18 protein-coding genes and 1 tRNA gene are annotated in these 16,530 nt (G+C 49.2%); 15 read left to right on the top strand and 4 right to left on the bottom strand.

From position 1 onward, the window contains the following. Positions 1–14: 14 nt before the first annotated feature. The 9 genes from hisD to B0F88_RS15870 all read left to right on the top strand — a co-directional run bounded on the left by hisD (position 15) and on the right by B0F88_RS15870 (position 8,341). Positions 15–1,325, top strand: a complete 1,311-nt coding sequence (gene hisD, locus B0F88_RS15910) for a histidinol dehydrogenase (RefSeq protein ID WP_104424979.1) — start codon at positions 15–17, stop codon at positions 1,323–1,325. A gap of 126 nt (positions 1,326–1,451) precedes the next feature. After that, positions 1,452–2,558: a histidinol-phosphate transaminase gene (gene hisC, locus B0F88_RS15905; protein WP_104424921.1), complete on the top strand. Its 1,107-nt coding sequence runs from the start codon at positions 1,452–1,454 to the stop codon at positions 2,556–2,558. 283 nt (positions 2,559–2,841) lie between these two features. Next, positions 2,842–3,441, top strand: a complete 600-nt coding sequence (gene petA / locus B0F88_RS15900; RefSeq protein WP_104424920.1) for a ubiquinol-cytochrome c reductase iron-sulfur subunit — start codon at positions 2,842–2,844, stop codon at positions 3,439–3,441. Next, positions 3,438–4,844 carry a cytochrome b gene (locus tag B0F88_RS15895; RefSeq protein WP_104424919.1) on the top strand — a complete coding sequence of 469 codons (1,407 nt, stop codon included), beginning with the start codon at positions 3,438–3,440 and terminating at the stop codon, positions 4,842–4,844. Before petA ends, B0F88_RS15895 begins: the two co-directional genes overlap by 4 nt. A gap of 1 nt (position 4,845) precedes the next feature. Next, positions 4,846–5,568 (top strand): cytochrome c1, encoded by a 723-nt coding sequence (locus B0F88_RS15890; protein ID WP_104424918.1) that lies wholly within the window; start codon positions 4,846–4,848, stop codon positions 5,566–5,568. A gap of 238 nt (positions 5,569–5,806) precedes the next feature. Continuing rightward, positions 5,807–6,412 (top strand): glutathione S-transferase N-terminal domain-containing protein, encoded by a 606-nt coding sequence (locus B0F88_RS15885; RefSeq protein WP_104424917.1) that lies wholly within the window; start codon positions 5,807–5,809, stop codon positions 6,410–6,412. Positions 6,413–6,425: 13 nt separating this feature from the next. Beyond that, positions 6,426–6,803 (top strand): ClpXP protease specificity-enhancing factor, encoded by a 378-nt coding sequence (locus tag B0F88_RS15880; RefSeq protein ID WP_104424916.1) that lies wholly within the window; start codon positions 6,426–6,428, stop codon positions 6,801–6,803. Between the two features lie 257 nt (positions 6,804–7,060). After that, a complete protein-coding gene (locus B0F88_RS15875; RefSeq protein ID WP_104424915.1) occupies positions 7,061–7,627 on the top strand; it encodes a c-type cytochrome in 567 nt (188 codons plus the stop codon). A 306-nt stretch (positions 7,628–7,933) separates the two neighbouring features. Beyond that, positions 7,934–8,341 (top strand): HIT domain-containing protein, encoded by a 408-nt coding sequence (locus B0F88_RS15870; RefSeq protein WP_104424914.1) that lies wholly within the window; start codon positions 7,934–7,936, stop codon positions 8,339–8,341. A gap of 41 nt (positions 8,342–8,382) precedes the next feature. On the opposite strand, the gene B0F88_RS15865 is transcribed toward B0F88_RS15870, so the two are convergent. Continuing rightward, on the bottom strand, positions 8,383–8,838 hold the full coding sequence (locus tag B0F88_RS15865) for a flagellar basal body-associated FliL family protein (RefSeq protein ID WP_104424913.1): 456 nt from the start codon (positions 8,836–8,838) through the stop codon (positions 8,383–8,385). Positions 8,839–8,912: 74 nt separating this feature from the next. On the opposite strand from B0F88_RS15865, the gene nagZ reads away from it, so the two are divergent. The 3 genes from nagZ to B0F88_RS15850 are packed head-to-tail and all read left to right on the top strand — an operon-like array spanning position 8,913 to position 11,195. Beyond that, positions 8,913–9,920: a beta-N-acetylhexosaminidase gene (nagZ, locus tag B0F88_RS15860; protein WP_104424912.1), complete on the top strand. Its 1,008-nt coding sequence runs from the start codon at positions 8,913–8,915 to the stop codon at positions 9,918–9,920. A 2-nt stretch (positions 9,921–9,922) separates the two neighbouring features. Further along, the gene (locus tag B0F88_RS15855) at positions 9,923–10,462 is read left to right on the top strand and encodes a hypoxanthine-guanine phosphoribosyltransferase (protein WP_104424911.1); all 540 of its coding nucleotides are present in this window, start codon (positions 9,923–9,925) and stop codon (positions 10,460–10,462) included. Between the two features lie 4 nt (positions 10,463–10,466). Then, positions 10,467–11,195 carry an S-methyl-5'-thioinosine phosphorylase gene (locus tag B0F88_RS15850; protein WP_104424910.1) on the top strand — a complete coding sequence of 243 codons (729 nt, stop codon included), beginning with the start codon at positions 10,467–10,469 and terminating at the stop codon, positions 11,193–11,195. Positions 11,196–11,233: 38 nt separating this feature from the next. Here B0F88_RS15850 and B0F88_RS15845 read toward each other — a convergent pair whose 3' ends face one another. Then, positions 11,234–11,713, bottom strand: coding sequence for an FKBP-type peptidyl-prolyl cis-trans isomerase (locus B0F88_RS15845; RefSeq protein WP_104424909.1), 480 nt, complete (start codon positions 11,711–11,713; stop codon positions 11,234–11,236). Between the two features lie 105 nt (positions 11,714–11,818). Between B0F88_RS15845 and greB the strand changes: the two genes are divergently transcribed. The 3 genes from greB to B0F88_RS15825 all read left to right on the top strand — a co-directional run bounded on the left by greB (position 11,819) and on the right by B0F88_RS15825 (position 14,667). Next, positions 11,819–12,325, top strand: coding sequence for a transcription elongation factor GreB (gene greB / locus B0F88_RS15840; RefSeq protein ID WP_104424908.1), 507 nt, complete (start codon positions 11,819–11,821; stop codon positions 12,323–12,325). 97 nt (positions 12,326–12,422) lie between these two features. After that, a tRNA-Ser gene (locus B0F88_RS15835) sits at positions 12,423–12,512 on the top strand. 436 nt (positions 12,513–12,948) lie between these two features. Beyond that, positions 12,949–14,667, top strand: coding sequence for an LTA synthase family protein (locus B0F88_RS15825; RefSeq protein WP_104424906.1), 1,719 nt, complete (start codon positions 12,949–12,951; stop codon positions 14,665–14,667). Positions 14,668–14,722: 55 nt separating this feature from the next. Here the strand turns inward: B0F88_RS15825 and B0F88_RS15820 are convergent, their stop codons facing one another. Then, positions 14,723–15,817: a transglycosylase SLT domain-containing protein gene (locus B0F88_RS15820; RefSeq protein WP_104424905.1), complete on the bottom strand. Its 1,095-nt coding sequence runs from the start codon at positions 15,815–15,817 to the stop codon at positions 14,723–14,725. Between the two features lie 133 nt (positions 15,818–15,950). Beyond that, positions 15,951–16,463, bottom strand: a complete 513-nt coding sequence (locus B0F88_RS15815; RefSeq protein ID WP_104424904.1) for a lipocalin family protein — start codon at positions 16,461–16,463, stop codon at positions 15,951–15,953. Between the last annotated feature and the right edge of the window lie 67 nt (positions 16,464–16,530).

The raw sequence follows: 16,530 nt of genomic DNA, 5'->3' as shown, positions 1-16,530 counted from the left end.
TTTTGGTTACCGCCATGTCTAATATAAATATCACCCGACTCGATGCCTCCTCTGCCGATTTTGACCGGCAATTAAAAAATCTGCTGGCTTTTGATGAAACCGACGACCTGGAGATTCATCAGCGCGTCCTGGCTATCATTGCCGACGTCCGAAAAAACGGCGATAAAGCGGTTGTCGAATACACCAACCGCTTCGATCAACGCACTATCGCGCAAGTCTCCGAGCTGGAATTGCCGCCGGAAATTCTCAAATCGGCCTGGAACAGACTGCCCGCTGAGCAGTCCCAGGCGCTGCAAACAGCCGCTAACCGTATCCGCGCTTATGCCGAACACCAAAAAATGGAGTCGTGGCAATACACAGAGGCTGACGGCACCGTACTCGGGCAAAAAATAACCCCGCTGGACCGCGTGGGACTTTATGTGCCGGGCGGAAAAGCCGCCTACCCTTCTTCGGTGTTGATGAATGCGATTCCCGCCAAAGTCGCAGGCGTCGGCGAATTGATCATGGTCGTGCCCGCGCCTCAGGGCGAAACCAATCAACTGGTTCTGGCGGCCGCCTATCTGGCCGGTGTAGACCGCGTATTTACGATGGGCGGTGCGCAGGCCGTCGCCGCGCTGGCTTACGGTACTGAAACCATTCCTGCGGTGGCGAAAATTGTCGGCCCCGGCAATATCTACGTCGCTACCGCCAAAAAACTGGTGTTCGGCCAAGTCGGTATCGACATGATTGCCGGACCTTCGGAAATCCTGATTATCTGCGACGGCGAAACCAACCCCGACTGGATTGCGATGGACCTGTTTTCGCAGGCCGAACACGATGAAAATGCTCAGTCCATATTGATCAGCACTGACGCAGCTTATCTGGATGCTGTTGAGCAAAGTATCAATCGGTTATTGCCGACCATGGAACGCGCAGAGATCATCAGGACATCATTGACGACGCGCGGCGCATTGATCAAGGTCAGCGACCTAAACGCGGCCGCCGATGTGGCCAACATTATTGCGCCCGAACATCTGGAGCTCTCGGTTGAAGACCCGGAAGCCTTGTGCAAAAACATTCGCCACGCGGGCGCTATTTTCATGGGCCGCTATACCGCCGAAGCCTTGGGCGATTACTGCGCAGGCCCCAACCATGTCTTGCCGACCTCCAGCACGGCACGGTTTTCTTCGCCGTTGGGGGTTTACGATTTTCAAAAACGCTCCAGCTTGATCAACTGTTCCCAAACGGGTGCGGATACGCTAGGCACAACCGCATCGATATTGGCGCGGGGCGAAAGCCTGACCGCCCATGCGCGCTCCGCGGAATTCAGGATAAAACCAAGTTAAAAGAAGGCTAAAGACGAAGGGCCAAGGGCGAAAAGAACCATCCGCTTGCACTAAGCCTTTCGCCTTTCGCCTTTCGCCTTTCTCTCTTCGCCTTTCGTCTTGCACCTTTTGCCTTGAACCTCATATATGTCCGAAAATAATCTGCTTTCCTCCCTTTTCCGCAAAGAAGTCCTGGCAATGTCCGCCTATAAAGTTGCCGACGCCACAGGCTTGATTAAACTGGATGCGATGGAAAATCCCTACAGCTGGCCTGAAGACATTAAGAAAGACTGGCTGGAAGCATTGAAAGACTGCCCGCTGAACCGCTATCCCGATCCTGAAGCCAGGCACCTGACTGCCACCATTAAACGCCTGAATAACATACCCGATCAATTCGATGTGCTGCTGGGCAACGGTTCCGATGAAATCATCCAGTTACTGTTGATGGCGCTGCCTTCCGATGCCTGCGTGTTGGCGCCGGATCCCGGTTTTGTGATGTATAAACAGCTGAGCCTGTGCCTGGGCTACCACGCCATTCCATTGCTAGAGGGAAGCTTTGACCTGGATTTACCGGCCATGCTTGATGCGATAGAACGGCATCAGCCTTCGGTCATCTTCCTGGCCTACCCGAACAACCCTACCGGCAATTTATTTTCCGAAGCGTCGGTCCTGGACATCATAAAAGCCGCCAAGGGTTTGGTGGTGATCGATGAAGCCTATGCGCCTTTTGCCGACGCCAGTTTCATCGACAGTCTGGGGCAATATGACAACCTGCTGGTGATGCGCACCGTATCGAAACTGGGATTGGCGGGTTTGCGCCTCGGCTATATTGCCGGAACGCCGGACCTCATCGAGCAACTCGATAAAATCCGCCTGCCTTACAATATCAATATTCTTACCCAGGTAAGCGCAAACTTTGCCTTGTCCAACAAGGTATTGTTCGATCGGCAAACCCAACAGATTTGCGCTGAACGGTCGATCGTCTTTCAGCGGCTTAATGAGTTGAGCGGCATTACCGCCTATCCCAGCGCTGCAAATTTTATCCTGTTTAAAACACCGGAAAACCGGGCAAACGAAATTTTCGACTCCATAAAACAACAGGGCGTTTTAATTAAAAACCTGAGCGCTCAAGGCGGTTTGCTGGCTGATTGCCTGCGGGTAACCATAGGTAAACCGGAAGAAAATGCAGCATTTCTTGCCGCATTAACAAACAGCCTGAACACGCTCTTCGACTACGTGCAAGACAAACCATAATCGGAACTTATCTTGGAGTCGAAGGATAATTACCTTACCGATCCATCGAATACACGCTAGTTATATAAAAAAATTAATGCTGTTATCGCCCCGCTAAAAAACAACAATTTTTTTTAACATCATGGACTTGTGAATCATGTGATGGCATCGGGCCATTTTAATATATAACAAACGCTAAAACCTGCGGCATAAGCACTTCAAATCTTATAAGCTCTAATGGTATATTGGCGGTGAAAAATAATGCGCCCATAAGAGGCGCAGACCTAATCAGGAGAGTTCTATAATGAATAATAAAGGCGTCGATCAGTCCAAACGCCAGTTTTTAACCTCGGCTTTGACCGTGGTCGGCGCAGTCGGCACAGGCTACTTGGCAGTTCCTTTTCTTGCTCAAATGCAACCTAGCGCCAAGGCCATGGCGGCCGGCGCTCCCGTTGAAGTTGATCTCAGCAAAATGGAGCCCGGCCAGTTAATCAGGGTCGCATGGCGAGGCAAGCCGGTCTGGATACTCAACCGAACCCCTGAGGTTCTTGAAACGCTGAAAACCCTGGACAATGAACTGAGGGATCCTCTTTCTGTGGAATCCATACAGCCGGAATCCAGCAAAAACCCGGCGCGCTCCATTAAGCCGGAAATTTTTGTTGCCGTGGGTTTATGTACGCACTTGGGCTGCTCGCCGACATTCCGGCCCGAAATAGCCCCCAACGATCTTGGCGACAAGTGGAAAGGCGGCTTTTTCTGTCCGTGTCATGGCTCCTGGTTTGATTTGGCCGGTCGCGTTTATCGCGGCGTACCGGCGCCAACTAATCTGGAAATCCCCCCTTACCGTTATATTACCGACACCCTATTGGTTGTTGGTGAATCCGCAGAGGAAGCAAGCGCATGAAACCTAGCCGCATAACTGAATGTAACGAATGGATTTTGGCTCGTTTTCCGCTGACCAAACTCTGGAATGAACACATGACGCATTATTATGCGCCTAAAAACTTCAATTTCTGGTACTTCTTCGGTTCACTGGCTTTGCTGGTGCTGGTTAACCAGATCTTGACCGGTATTTTTCTGACGATGAACTACAAACCGGACGCCAAACTGGCATTCGATTCCGTAGAATACATCATGCGCGATGTGAACTGGGGCTGGCTGATTCGCTACATGCACTCGACCGGTTCGTCGGCGTTTTTTATCGTCGTTTATCTGCACATGTTCAGAGGCTTGCTGTACGGTTCGTTCAAGCATCCCCGCGAACTGATCTGGATTTTCGGCATGCTGTTGTTCGTAGCCCTGATGGCCGAAGCGTTTATGGGCTATCTGCTGCCTTGGGGACAGATGTCCTATTGGGGCGCGCAGGTTATTATCTCGCTGTTCAGCGCCATTCCTGTGATCGGCGACGACTTGTCGCTCTGGCTCAGAGGCGACTATGTGGTTTCCGATGCAACCTTGAACCGGTTCTTCGCTTTTCATGTTATTGCGGTGCCTCTGGCGTTGGTGATGCTGGTGTTCCTGCATATCGTGGCTTTGCATGAAGTGGGCTCTAACAACCCGGACGGCATTGAAATCAAGGACTCCAAAGATCCCTGGGGACATCCTGTAGACGGGATTCCTTTTCATCCCTATTACACCGTCAAAGACATCGTCGGCGTGGCCGTGTTTATGTTGTTTTTCGCCACGGTTATTTTTTACATGCCGGAAATGGGGGGTTACTTCCTTGAGCATGCAAACTTCATTCCTGCCGACCCGATGAAAACCCCGGAACATATAGCGCCAGTCTGGTATTTCACGCCTTTCTATGCCATTTTAAGAGCGATTCCCGACAAATTTGCCGGGGTTATCGGCATGGGCGGTGCGATTGTCGTATTGTTCCTGTTGCCTTGGCTGGATCGCAGTCCCGTCAAATCGATTCGTTACCGCGGCGGCATTTATAAAAAAGCGCTGGCCCTATTTGTAATCAGTTTCCTGGCGCTGGGCTATTTAGGTACGCAACCCGCAACGCCGACAGCAACAATATTAGCGCGCATCTTCACCGCGATATACTTCGGTTTCTTCCTGTTAATGCCGCTCTATACCCGCTGGGAAAAGACCAAACCGGTGCCAAAACGCTTAACCACGGTACATAGTCTTGAGGAGCAATTGCCCGCGTTAATTGAGGAAATTACGGTATTAAAACCGGCAGCTACCGAAATTGGCCATACTGCTTTTAAAGGCTCTTCTTTTACCAGACAACCTAATCCCGAAGGCATAAGAAACGTTATTACTCGGTTAGTAAAAAAAGCAATAGGGAGTCTGGATTAATATGAAAAACTTAACGGCATTACTTTTACTGTTATTACTGTCTTTTGGGGTTACCGCCTCGGAAGACATTGAACTGCAAGAAGCGAGTATCGATCTTTCCAATAATGCTTCATTGCAACGAGGAGCGAAGCACTTCGTCACTTATTGTCTTGGCTGCCATTCAATCAAGCATATTCGTTACCTGCGTATTGCCCTCGATACCGATGTCGATCAAAAAAAGATGCTAAAAGACATTGCTCCTGAAGGAGCAAGCATCTACGACCAACTCCACAGCGCCATGAACAAGCATGATGCGGAAAAATGGTTTGGTACACAACCGCCAGACTTGTCGTTAATTGCCAGATCGCGCGGTGCGGATTGGCTGTACAGCTATTTGAAAAGTTACTATACCGATCCCAAAAGCCCTAGAGGGGTAAACAACCTAGTCTTCCAAGATACCGCCATGCCTAACCCACTCTGGCAATTACAAGGTGAGCAACATGCAGAGCATAAAAAAAATATATGGGGGGATGAATACACCAATTTAGTTCTTAAAGAACCGGGGACATTGTCCGCAGGAGAATTTGATATTTTCGTCAATGACTTGGTTAATTTCCTGGTGTATGTCGGTGAACCCGTGCAGCTCGAAAGACAGCGTATCGGAAAATACGTGATATTTTACATTTTGATGTTTTTAGTTGTGGCTTACCTGCTGAAAAAAGAATACTGGAAAAAGATCCATTAATTCTTAAGCGTATAAAGCATCATTAGCAGAGCAATAAGATGGGCTGCCGAAACAGCCCATCACTCCCGCTTGAAACACCCTTTCGACACACTCAGCACGGGCTTTATCCCTCAGCGCGGCCAACGCCGAACAACGGCAAATAAAAACCTCGCCAATCTGTTATAATATCCTTTTTTTTATTGCTCTACCGTCTTTAAAGAGGTTGTTATTCGTGACAAATATTACTCGTAAATCTGTAATGACGCTTTTCTCATCTCCAACATGCGCGATGAGCCACTGCGCCCGTTTTGTTTTACACGAGAAAGGAGTTGTCGCAGACATAGAATATTATGACCCGACTGATCCCCCGGAGGATTTACTTGAGCTTAATCCTAACGGCACGTCACCGACATTGATTGAACGCGACTTGGTTCTTTATGACTCGCGCATCATCATGGAATATTTGGACGAACGCTTTCCGCACCCTCCTTTACACCAAATGGACCCGGTTTCACGGGCAAACGCCAGAATGCTGATTAAGCGCATCGATCAGGACTGGTATCAGTTACTGGACGAAATTCTATTTTCCGGCGAGAAAAAATCCGCCCGCGCAAAGAAAATGCTTAGAGAAAGCATCTTGTCCGCCGAGCCTATTTTTGCCGCTCGACCCTTTTTTATGAGCGATGAGTTTTCGCTGATAGATTGCGTCATTGCGCCCTTGTTATGGCGCCTGCCCAGCATAGGCATTGACATCTCGACGCCCAGCGAAGCGATCACCAATTACGCCCAGCGCATATTCAACAGAGCCGCTTTCAAGCGTAGTCTTAGCGACGCCGAGAAAGAAATGATCGAGCCTTTAAAATAAAACCCTAGCAAAAATGACATCTCTAAAGCCCTATTTAATTCGTTCGATATACGAATGGATTATTGACAACAGCCTGACGCCGCATCTTCTGGTGGATGCAGAAAATGCCGGTGCGATTTTACCGACAGAATTTATTGAAGACGGCAAAATCATTTTAAATATAAGACCTGAAGCGATACAGGGTCTTTCGCTCGGCAACGAAGAAATTGAATTTAACGCCCGGTTTAGCGGGAAACCGATGCACATTGTCACCCCGGTAACCGCAGTATTGGCAATCTACGCCAAAGAAAACGGCAAAGGCATGATCTTCGACCCGGAAGACAATGAAGACGATGAGCCGCCACCGGTAAAAAAACCGACCTCCAAGCCAAATTTACGCATCGTAAAATAACCTTGCTTCTTGCTATGTTCAGAAGCCCTGGACATAGCAATCCTTTCCCTGCCCAAAATATAGACGACGCTCAAATTGCCACATTTATGTGCGCATAAACTCCAACCAGACCTTCCTCTCCCGCCATTTTGCATATACGCGCCACACCTTAACTTTTTTATTACCAGTTAATCTTTTTAGTTGTATAGTAAAAGCCTTATCTGTGAAAGGCAGACTTCGCCAAACAGTTAGTCTAATCCTATCCCAAGAGGTGAACCATGAACTCACTACAGAACCCCCTTACCTTATCTTTCTTGCTGGCTGTTTTTCTAGCTTTGCCGGTTTCGGCGGCAGACATCTCGGCAGGAGAGAAAAAAGCAGAGAATTGTGTCGGCTGTCATGGTGAAAAAGGCAACAGCCGTAGCGCGCAATGGCCCATTCTGGCGGCGCAACAATCGATCTACCTAACCAATCAACTCAAAGCATTCAAGGCTGGAGACCGCATCAATCTGATGATGCAATCGATGACCGCCAACCTGAGCAATGAAGATATTGCCAACCTTGCCGCTTATTTTTCCAGCCAGAAGCCCGTCAAGACCGGCGGCGACCCGGCATTGGCAAAGTCAGGCGAAGCCAAAGCCAACATGTGTTTGGGCTGCCACGGCTCCACGGCGGCAGGGAACGGCCAGTTTCCACGGCTTGCCGGACAACACCCTGACTACCTTGTACAGCAATTAAAAGCATTCAAGGACGGTTCACGCAAAAGCGGTCCGATGCAAGGCATTGCCGCCAACCTGAGCGAGGACGACTTTAAAGCATTAGCGGCTTATTTTGGGTCGTTGTAAACACACAGCCGGATGTTCCCACACCCGGCAGCGTATTGCTCCGAATAGCCGACATCCATACGGTGCAATACGCTGTCACTCAACCCGCACAAGCTAAGGAACAGGCATGAAATAACTTGAGTAAGTTTTATTTTTCATTTTTTAACCATGAAGGACATGAAGCGGCATGAAAGGTTTAAGTCTTCATGCTCTTCATGGTAATTGCCTGAATTAATTTATGCACGATCCTTACCGACGAATCCGCCACTCAGTTCCCGCCATTAATCCGCTATTTTTGGACATTGCTTTTCTAGGATAACAAGACTCATGACATTTCAGTTACATCCGCGCTTGAAGCAGGATTGCATAGCCATTGGCCGTTTTGAATTATGTCGATTATTGATGATGAACGACAGCCGGTATCCCTGGTTTATACTGGTGCCGGAACGGGCGGATCTACAGGAAATTTACCAGCTGAGCAAAGTCGAACGTGAATTGCTGACCGAAGAATCCAGCTACCTTGCCGAAAACCTGGCAGTGCTTTATAAAGCCGACAAAATGAATATTGCGGCGATAGGCAATATGGTTCCGCAACTGCATATCCACCATATAGTCCGCTACCGGACCGACAAAGCCTGGCCCGCACCGGTTTGGGGGAAATTCGATGCCGTACCTTACACGGAATCGCAGATTGCGGACAATGTAACCCTTATTAGAGATCAGTTAAGATTCTAAATCAGGCGAAAAAGCACAAACATACTTCTGCGCCTTTCAGATCAATCAATCAAAAACTCAGTAAAATAGGCATCTTTAAAGCCTTCGGGATGACCTGCGCCCTCCTCGGAACGCCCTTCCTCAGCTGATGCAGAATGCCCTTTGCCGTCCTCACTCTTTTCCAGCGTTTGACGAATAACAGCGGCCGTTTCTTTCCGCAACGCCTCACGCTGCTCCATGGTTTGCAATTCTTCAGACGGCCTGCCGCTGTACAGCATGATCAATGCGTGCCTCAATGCCGGCATATGTTTTTTTACCGCCGCAATAGTCCCCGCACCTTCGACCAATAATTGCACATTGACCAGCAAAAACTTTTTTGGTTCCGCCAAATTAACGGTAAACTTAGGAGTCATTTCGATATATTTTACACCCGCTTCTGCTTCTGACTCTTTTGCCCCTTCATTCGCAGCCGCAACCGATATGAACAGCAGACTTAACAGCATAACCAATAAACGCATAACAGACTCCGTGTAACAGAAAATAGCGGCCTAGTATAAGGCCAACCTCTTCAATTTTAAAACGAATCCAAGTAATGACAAGTAATCTCCCTATCGGCCCGATAATGCTGGATGTTGCGGGCTTAACCCTGGCTCAAGACGAAAAAGAAAAGCTAAACCACCCCAACACCGGAGCAGTCATCCTTTTTTCGCGCAATTATCAGGACCCCGAACAAATTACCGAGCTGATTAACACCATCCGTGCGGCGCGCAACGGCGACATACTGATTGCCGTCGACCAGGAGGGTGGCAGGGTGCAACGCTTTCAACAAGGCTTCACCCGCTTGCCGCCCGCATCAAATTACGCCCAAATGCCGGAACTGGCTGAACCCGCTGGCTGGTTGATGGCCGCCGAGTTACTGGCGGTCGGCATCGATTTCAGCTTTGCGCCGGTGCTGGATATTGACTGCGGCGTCAGCGAAATCATCGGCAACCGTTCATTTTCTACTGATCCGGCGTTGGCGACGCGTCTTTCAAGTTCATTCAGGAAAGGCATGAATGAAGCGGGCATGGCCGCAACCGGCAAGCATTTCCCCGGTCACGGCGCAGTGGCGCTGGATTCACATCTGACCTTGCCGGTGGATGAACGGGATATGGACAGTATCAGGGCAAAAGACCTGCTGCCTTTTAAACAACTGATCGCAGAAGGCCTGGAAGGCATTATGCCGGCGCATGTAGTCTATCCGAAAATCGATCCGAATCCGGCCGGATTCTCGCCGTTCTGGATACAACAGATTTTACGCAAGGAATTAAACTTTAACGGCACGGTGTTCAGCGACGACTTAAGCATGGAAGGCGCAGCATCGGTCGGCGACTTCCCGGAACGCGCCCGCCTTGCGCAGCTTGCCGGATGCGACATGATCCTGGTTTGCAACAACCCGGCCGCCGCCGAACAGGTGCTTGATGCGTTGCCGATAACCCGCGACCCGATCAGAGAGCAACGGCTGCGCGCCATGCAAGGCAAACCGCAGATGAACCGCGAACAACTGATGCAGTCCGAAAAATGGCAGCGATTATCCACCCTCATCAACCACAACCTATAAATATGCTTGAAGAAATCAACCGCGTCCGGGCAACTGCCGACCTGCTGCACAGCGAACAGGAAGTCGAAGCCGCTATCGATAAAATAGCCCAGGAAATCAACATCGCGTTTGCCGACCGCAACCCGCTAGTGCTCTGCGTTATAAACGGCGGCATCGTCGCCGCCGGCAAATTGCTGCCCCGGCTAACCATCCCGTTAACCCTGGACTCCATCCATGCCAGCCGTTACCAAAACCAGACTTCGGGCGGCAGCGTCAAATGGCTGGTTCAACCGGAAACGCCGCTTAAAGGCCGCACCGTACTGATCGTCGATGACATCCTTGATGAAGGCATCACACTGGAAGCCATCTATGACTACTGCCGGGAGCAAGGCGCGACAGCCATCTACAGCGCCGTGTTGGTCGATAAAATCCTCGATCATCAAAAAACGGTAACAGCCGACTTTATCGGCTTGAGAGTAGTAAACCGTTATTTGTTCGGCTACGGCATGGACTATAAAGGCTATTTACGCAATGCACCGGGCATTTACGCCTGCAAGGAATAAACACATGACCACACTCGCGATCATTGGCGGCACCGGCCTGACCCAACTCAGCGACTTAAACATCCTCAGTCGCGAGCAGCTGGACACGCCTTACGGCTCGCCCTCGGCCGAGTTTGTTACCGGCGAGTTGAACGGCAGCCGGATTATATTCCTGACCAGACACGGCAATCCGCACACAATAGCCCCGCACCAAATCAATTACCGCGCCAATATCTGGGGACTTAAACAGCTCGGCGTTGAGCAGATCGTCGCCGTCGCCGCAGTAGGCGGCATTACCGGCGAAATGGCTCCGGCGCATATCGCCATCCCGGACCAAATCATTGATTACAGCTACGGCCGCAAGCATACTTTTTTTGAAGACGAGGCCGTCACCCACATAGACTTTACCTACCCGTACAATCAAAAACTGCGCTCCCGCTTAATCAGCGCCGCCAGCGCCGCCAACATAAAAATCAGCCCGCTGGGCACTTACGGCTGCACCCAAGGGCCGCGCCTGGAAACCGCCGCGGAAATCCGGCGCATGGAAAGAGACGGCTGCGACCTAGTCGGCATGACCGGCATGCCGGAAGCCGCCTTGGCCAAGGAACTCGATATGGCTTATGCCGCGATCAGCGTCGTCGCCAATTGGGCGGCGGGAAAATCGGAGGGGGAAATAACCATGGAGGAAATCGAGCGGCACCTCCATAAAGGCATGGCGAATACCGCTCTATTACTAAAGGCTTTTGTAAGCTAGATTGCGACTACAAGGATGTAGAAAAATACCGGCAACGCTTAATGATGGCAACCGGCGCCATGGATATGCCCATGCTCGGCTTCCTCTTTAGTCGCCGGCCTGATGTCCACAACTTCCACATCAAACGTTAAGGCCATCCCTGCCAGCGGGTGATTACCGTCGATGGTAATATCGTCGCCATCGATATTAACGATGGTGACCTCGCCGGAACCGGAACTGACATCGGCATGAAACATCATGCCGACTTCAATCTCGTCTATGCCTTCAAACATGGCCCGTGGAATGACTTGAATCATCCCATCATTTTTCTCGCCATAAGCATCTTTGGCCGCAACGCGCACATTAAACTTGTCGCCGACAGCCTTGCCGTGCAACGCATCTTCCAGACCGGGAATGATGTTTCCTGTACCGTGCAGATAAACCAAGGCATCATCACCTATTGAACTATCCAGTACTTCGCCGTCATCATTAGTCAAAGTATAGTGAATTGAGACAGCCATATTGTCAGCTACTTGCATGATAAAACCTTTTTGGTAATTTAAAAGCCGACTATGATAAAGATTTGCAGCTGTTTTGTCTGAAAAAATATTTCAATCCCTCATAACATCTACAGGAAATCAATCATGTCGCGCTGGAGACCGCCTCGCCCCAAATCATCCCCTTACATCACCCAAGAAGGCTATCAGGCGCTGGAAATTGAATTAAAAGAGCTGTGGACCAGGCGTAAAGACGTTACCCTCGCTGTAACGGCCGCGGCAGCGGAAGGAGACCGCTCGGAAAATGCCGAATATATCTACCGTAAAAAAGAATTACGCGGCATAGATCGGCGTATCCATTACCTGCAAAAACGACTGCCCGCCCTTAATATCGTGTCCCAACCACCTGACGATCAGGACAGGATTTTTTTCAGCGCCTGGGTGACCTTGGAGAATGAAGCGGGCGAGGAAGTGACCTACCGCATAGTCGGGGCTGATGAGCTAAATCCTAAAAAGCACTACATCAGCCTCGATTCGCCGCTGGCAAGAGCGCTGCTTAAGAAAACGTTTGATGACGAAGTCGCGATCCAAAATGAGCTGAAAGAAACCCGGTACACAGTCGTTGATATTAATTACGGCAAACCCAGCGAGTGATCATTGCCAAATGCATTGTCCTGAATCCGGCATATCCGCTTCAAATAGCGAATTAAGATTGCAATAAATCTAACTCCCTATATAATACGCAGGGTATGGAGAGGTGGCTGAGCGGCCGAAAGCGGCGGTCTTGAAAACCGTTGAGGGTTGATCCCCTCCCAGGGTTCGAATCCCTGCCTCTCCGCCATGAATACAAAAAACCGATTGTTTTTAAAACAATCGGTTTTTTTATGTCTTCTTGAAACCTCATCGAACACCTCCGAATCAATAAAACATTCGCGGCTTTTGCCGAAATCTTTCGTTATCTTATTTTGTTATCGAAAATTTCTGACTGAAATAAAAATCACTAGATTTAACTAAAATGGGGCTCCTTCTCCTTAGGGAAGCACTGATTAAGTCCTTCGACAGGCTCAGGACGAACGGTAAATTGTTGATTCCGTTCGTGGTAAGCTTGTCGAACCATGAGCGGAATCGATTTGTTCAGCGCTTCCTTAGCAAAGTGTCCGTAAAATCGATAAAGCTCGATTGCCATATTCATGCACAGCAGCGATCTTCCCGAATTTACTTGAAGAATACTAACGCTTTAGCTCACCGGTCCTCAGCAATAACCCTGTCCGACATAGATGCTCAAATTTTCTTTTTTACTCGCCATCCCGCTATTCTTAAAATGCCTGTATGTCGATAGTTTCATTTTCCACTACACCTCAACCCGGTTATTGGGCTTTGGCCAGGTTTTAGCCAACGACGCCGGGTTTTATTGCGCCCTACTGCTGCTGTTTTATATTTCACTGTTGCCACAGACCAACCGATTGCTCACTGCACTGCTCAGATTCTCAGGTTTTGTTTTATTTGGCATTTATATTATTGATTATATCGTTATCATTAATTTCAATACCCATCTCACGCTAGGTGACGTCATAAAATATGCCGATTATTCCTACAAATATATTCAGCAGATCTATATTTTAAATAACGTCAATATATCCCTGATTGTCGCTCTCATCCTTGCTGCGCCGGTTGCTCTTTCTCTTAGCAAATACAAAATAAATAACCTGCGTTATCAAAAACTCCCCGTATTTATCATTGCCGCCCTGCCATTAGCATCAAGTTTTTCCGATACGCACAAGTACGCGCATTCCTGGATTTACAAAAATGTCATTGACTACAATTTAACTATCCTGTCGGAGTCCTCTTCTTACAGCGATAATTTTTTAAAATCGTTTAGTTTCAATGAAGAATCGCATTGCCTGACCAAGGATGCGAAAAACAAAAACATTATCATTTTAATGGTGGAGTCGCTTTCCGCCTATCAAAGCCACTATTTTTCAGGCATCAATGACTGGACGCCCAACCTCGATCTAATCGCCGGACAGAATCAAGCGTTCACAAATTTCTACGCCAACGGCTTCATTACCGAGGACGGAGAAATAGCGCTATTGACCGGTTTGCATCCCATCTACCCGCCATCTACCTACACGGATGATGGCGGCACCTCATTCCACAGTTTTTATGACATTAAAGAATCATTACCTAATATTCTGAAAAAATACGGTTATCAAACCGAATTTCTGACGACAGCGGATCTTGAATTCGGCAATACCGGCAATTGGACCCAAAGTATTGGCTTCGACTATATTGAGGGGCATGAGCGGCCTGAATATAACCAATGGGAGAGGTTTCATTTTCAAGCGGCGCCGGATGAAGCCCTTTATATCAGAGCACTGGATCGAATAAAACAAAATAGCGCGCACAACTTTTTTATTTTTATCAAAACCGTCAGCAGCCATCATCCTTATATTAACCCGGAAAACAAACATAAATCCGAGTCCGAAACCATTATGTATACGGATAAACAGATAGGTCGCTTTTATCGGCAACTTCAAGCCGGCGGTTTTTTCAATAACGGCATATTGGTTATTGTCGGCGACCATCACTCGATGACCCCTTTGAAAAAAGCCGAATTTGATTTATTTGGTCAATTCAAGGCTGCTGCAAAAATACCTATGGTTATTGCCGATGGCGGTAAGAAGGCGGTTGAAAATCATCAATTCCAGCAAATCGACATATTCAATAGCTTGCATGGTTTGGTTTCCGGCAAGCAATGTTTTTCGGAGTGGAACGGAGTTTTGCTGGGCGAACAGAATATCCCGCCCAAATATATCGCCCATCGCCGTGGCGATAACCGCGACATCATCAGTGTCTTTACTGAAAACAAAGATTATCTGATTAAACTGGATGGTGATAATACGCAGCTGATCGGAAACGGGCCTGAGGATCAATCTGCACAAAACACACTGGTTAACAAGATCAATGCATTACGCATTAGGCGTCAGGCGCAATAGCCGCAAAAACAACGGATTAAGAAGGAAGGCTTAGGAAAATCTGTCCGGCTCTTTCCTAAAGCTCGGCTTGCAGTCCGGGTATGCCAATACTCTGGATGCGCATCGCATTATCGCCTTCTTCGTAAACCGGCAGTTTTCCTTCCGTTTGCCAGAGCCGGAAGGCAAGCGCATGCGATAAAACGCGAATCGGATAATCGCGGGGCAACTGTTGCAAATAAGGCTGTATGGTGACGAAATCGGTCGCGCCATACTGCTGCATGATAAAGCGAAGGCCGCCGTTGGCCGGGCCGATGTTATAGGCCAGCAAACCCAAAAACAGGTCGCCGCGCATCTGGGCCAAATAATATTTCAAGGTCGCGGCCGCAATAAACGCATTGTGCCGCGGGTTGAGCGGCGAAGGCTTGCTCACTTCCAGCTGTTTGCCGACTTGCTCCATGACGGCTTTAGGCGCCAGCGTAATTTGAAACAGGCCTCGCCCGCCGTCGCGGCTGTCCCTGGGCAAGAAAGAGGATTCTGTCGCGGCGATGCCTTGCAAAAGATTGGTATCGACATCGAATGCCTTGGCCGCCTCGGCAATAACCGGGTTATAGGTCTCTGCACGGTTAATTATTTTCAATAATTCCGCCGGATCGTAACGCCTATAGGCGGCGTAAACCTGATGACCCACGGTAACCCGCCCCGCTTCCTGCTTGCCGCCGACCAGCGTGCGAAAGTGCCCGAATGCCTGGGTAAAGCGGTTTTGCAGCACAAACCAGCCGATAACCAACGCAAAGCTGACCGCCAAAACCGGGACCAATACCGCCGCCCTGCCCTGCAACCATTTGCGCAGTTTCCACCAGCCAATCAGCAACACCGCCGCCGCAACAATCAAGCCCAATACGCCGATTGCGAACGGCAATAGACTGGTCAAAAAACGGGTGCCGGAAAACCAGTTGGCCGAATAGCCCAACAAAATCATGATCGCGGAAACCGCAGTTACCGCCAAGCCCAATGCTTCGAGGCCGACCATCAGTAATCTTCGCCTGAAACTGGTAACCGGCGGTTTGGGCTGCACTTTTTTCGGCGACTTTTGAGTCTTGCGCGGTTTGGGTTTTGGGCTGGCCGCCGGTTTGACGCCGGTTCGTTTGCCGGGGATTGCCGGTTTATTCATACGACTGTCATGGATAGAGGAAGTGTCGCGACCAAACAGCTTCTCAGGTTTCGGCACAAGGTGTTGTGGGGCATAGTTAACAAGAATGTCAGATTATAGCGTGAAAAAAGGCAAAGGCCCCACCGCTCACAAACTAATTAGGCTTCGTAAAAATAAGCTGATCGGTAGCAAAACCCAGCGTTTTCGCGCGTTCGGTCAATGCTTTTAAAGTCGCCTCAGGCAATTGTTGGGTGCGGGATAATATCCAGAGATAAGAACGATCCGGTCCGGCGACCATCGAATAAGCATAATCCTTTTTATCCAGCTCGATAATATTGTAAGCGCCATAAAACGGCCCGAAAAAAGACACTTTCAGCCTGCCTTTATCCACTTGTTCGACAAAATAGGCTTTGCCTTCTGCCTCGCGCCATTCCCCGGCTTTTATATCCCAGCCTTTATTCAGCACGTCAACGCCGCCGTCTTCACGCAAGGTATAGGTCGCCGAGATATTCTCCAAGCCTCTTTCAAACCGGTGATCGAGCCTCGCGACTTCGTACCAGGTACCCAGATAGCGGTTAATTTCAAAACCCTCAACCGCCGTAATCCCTTCGGGAATGCCGGTGCAGCTGGTCAATAAGACAGCGATCAGTATAAATAATACTTTCATGCGTGACTCCTTTTAAAAAGCTCTTTATACCTCAGCAGGCTGACTTTAGCGACCAATACCGCGGCAA

It is taken from the genome of Methylobacter tundripaludum (assembly GCF_002934365.1).
GTDB classification, from domain to species: domain Bacteria; phylum Pseudomonadota; class Gammaproteobacteria; order Methylococcales; family Methylomonadaceae; genus Methylobacter_A; species Methylobacter_A tundripaludum_A.
The sequence above is the reverse complement of the archived record's forward strand: the minus strand, read 5'-3'. Positions and strand labels throughout refer to the sequence as shown.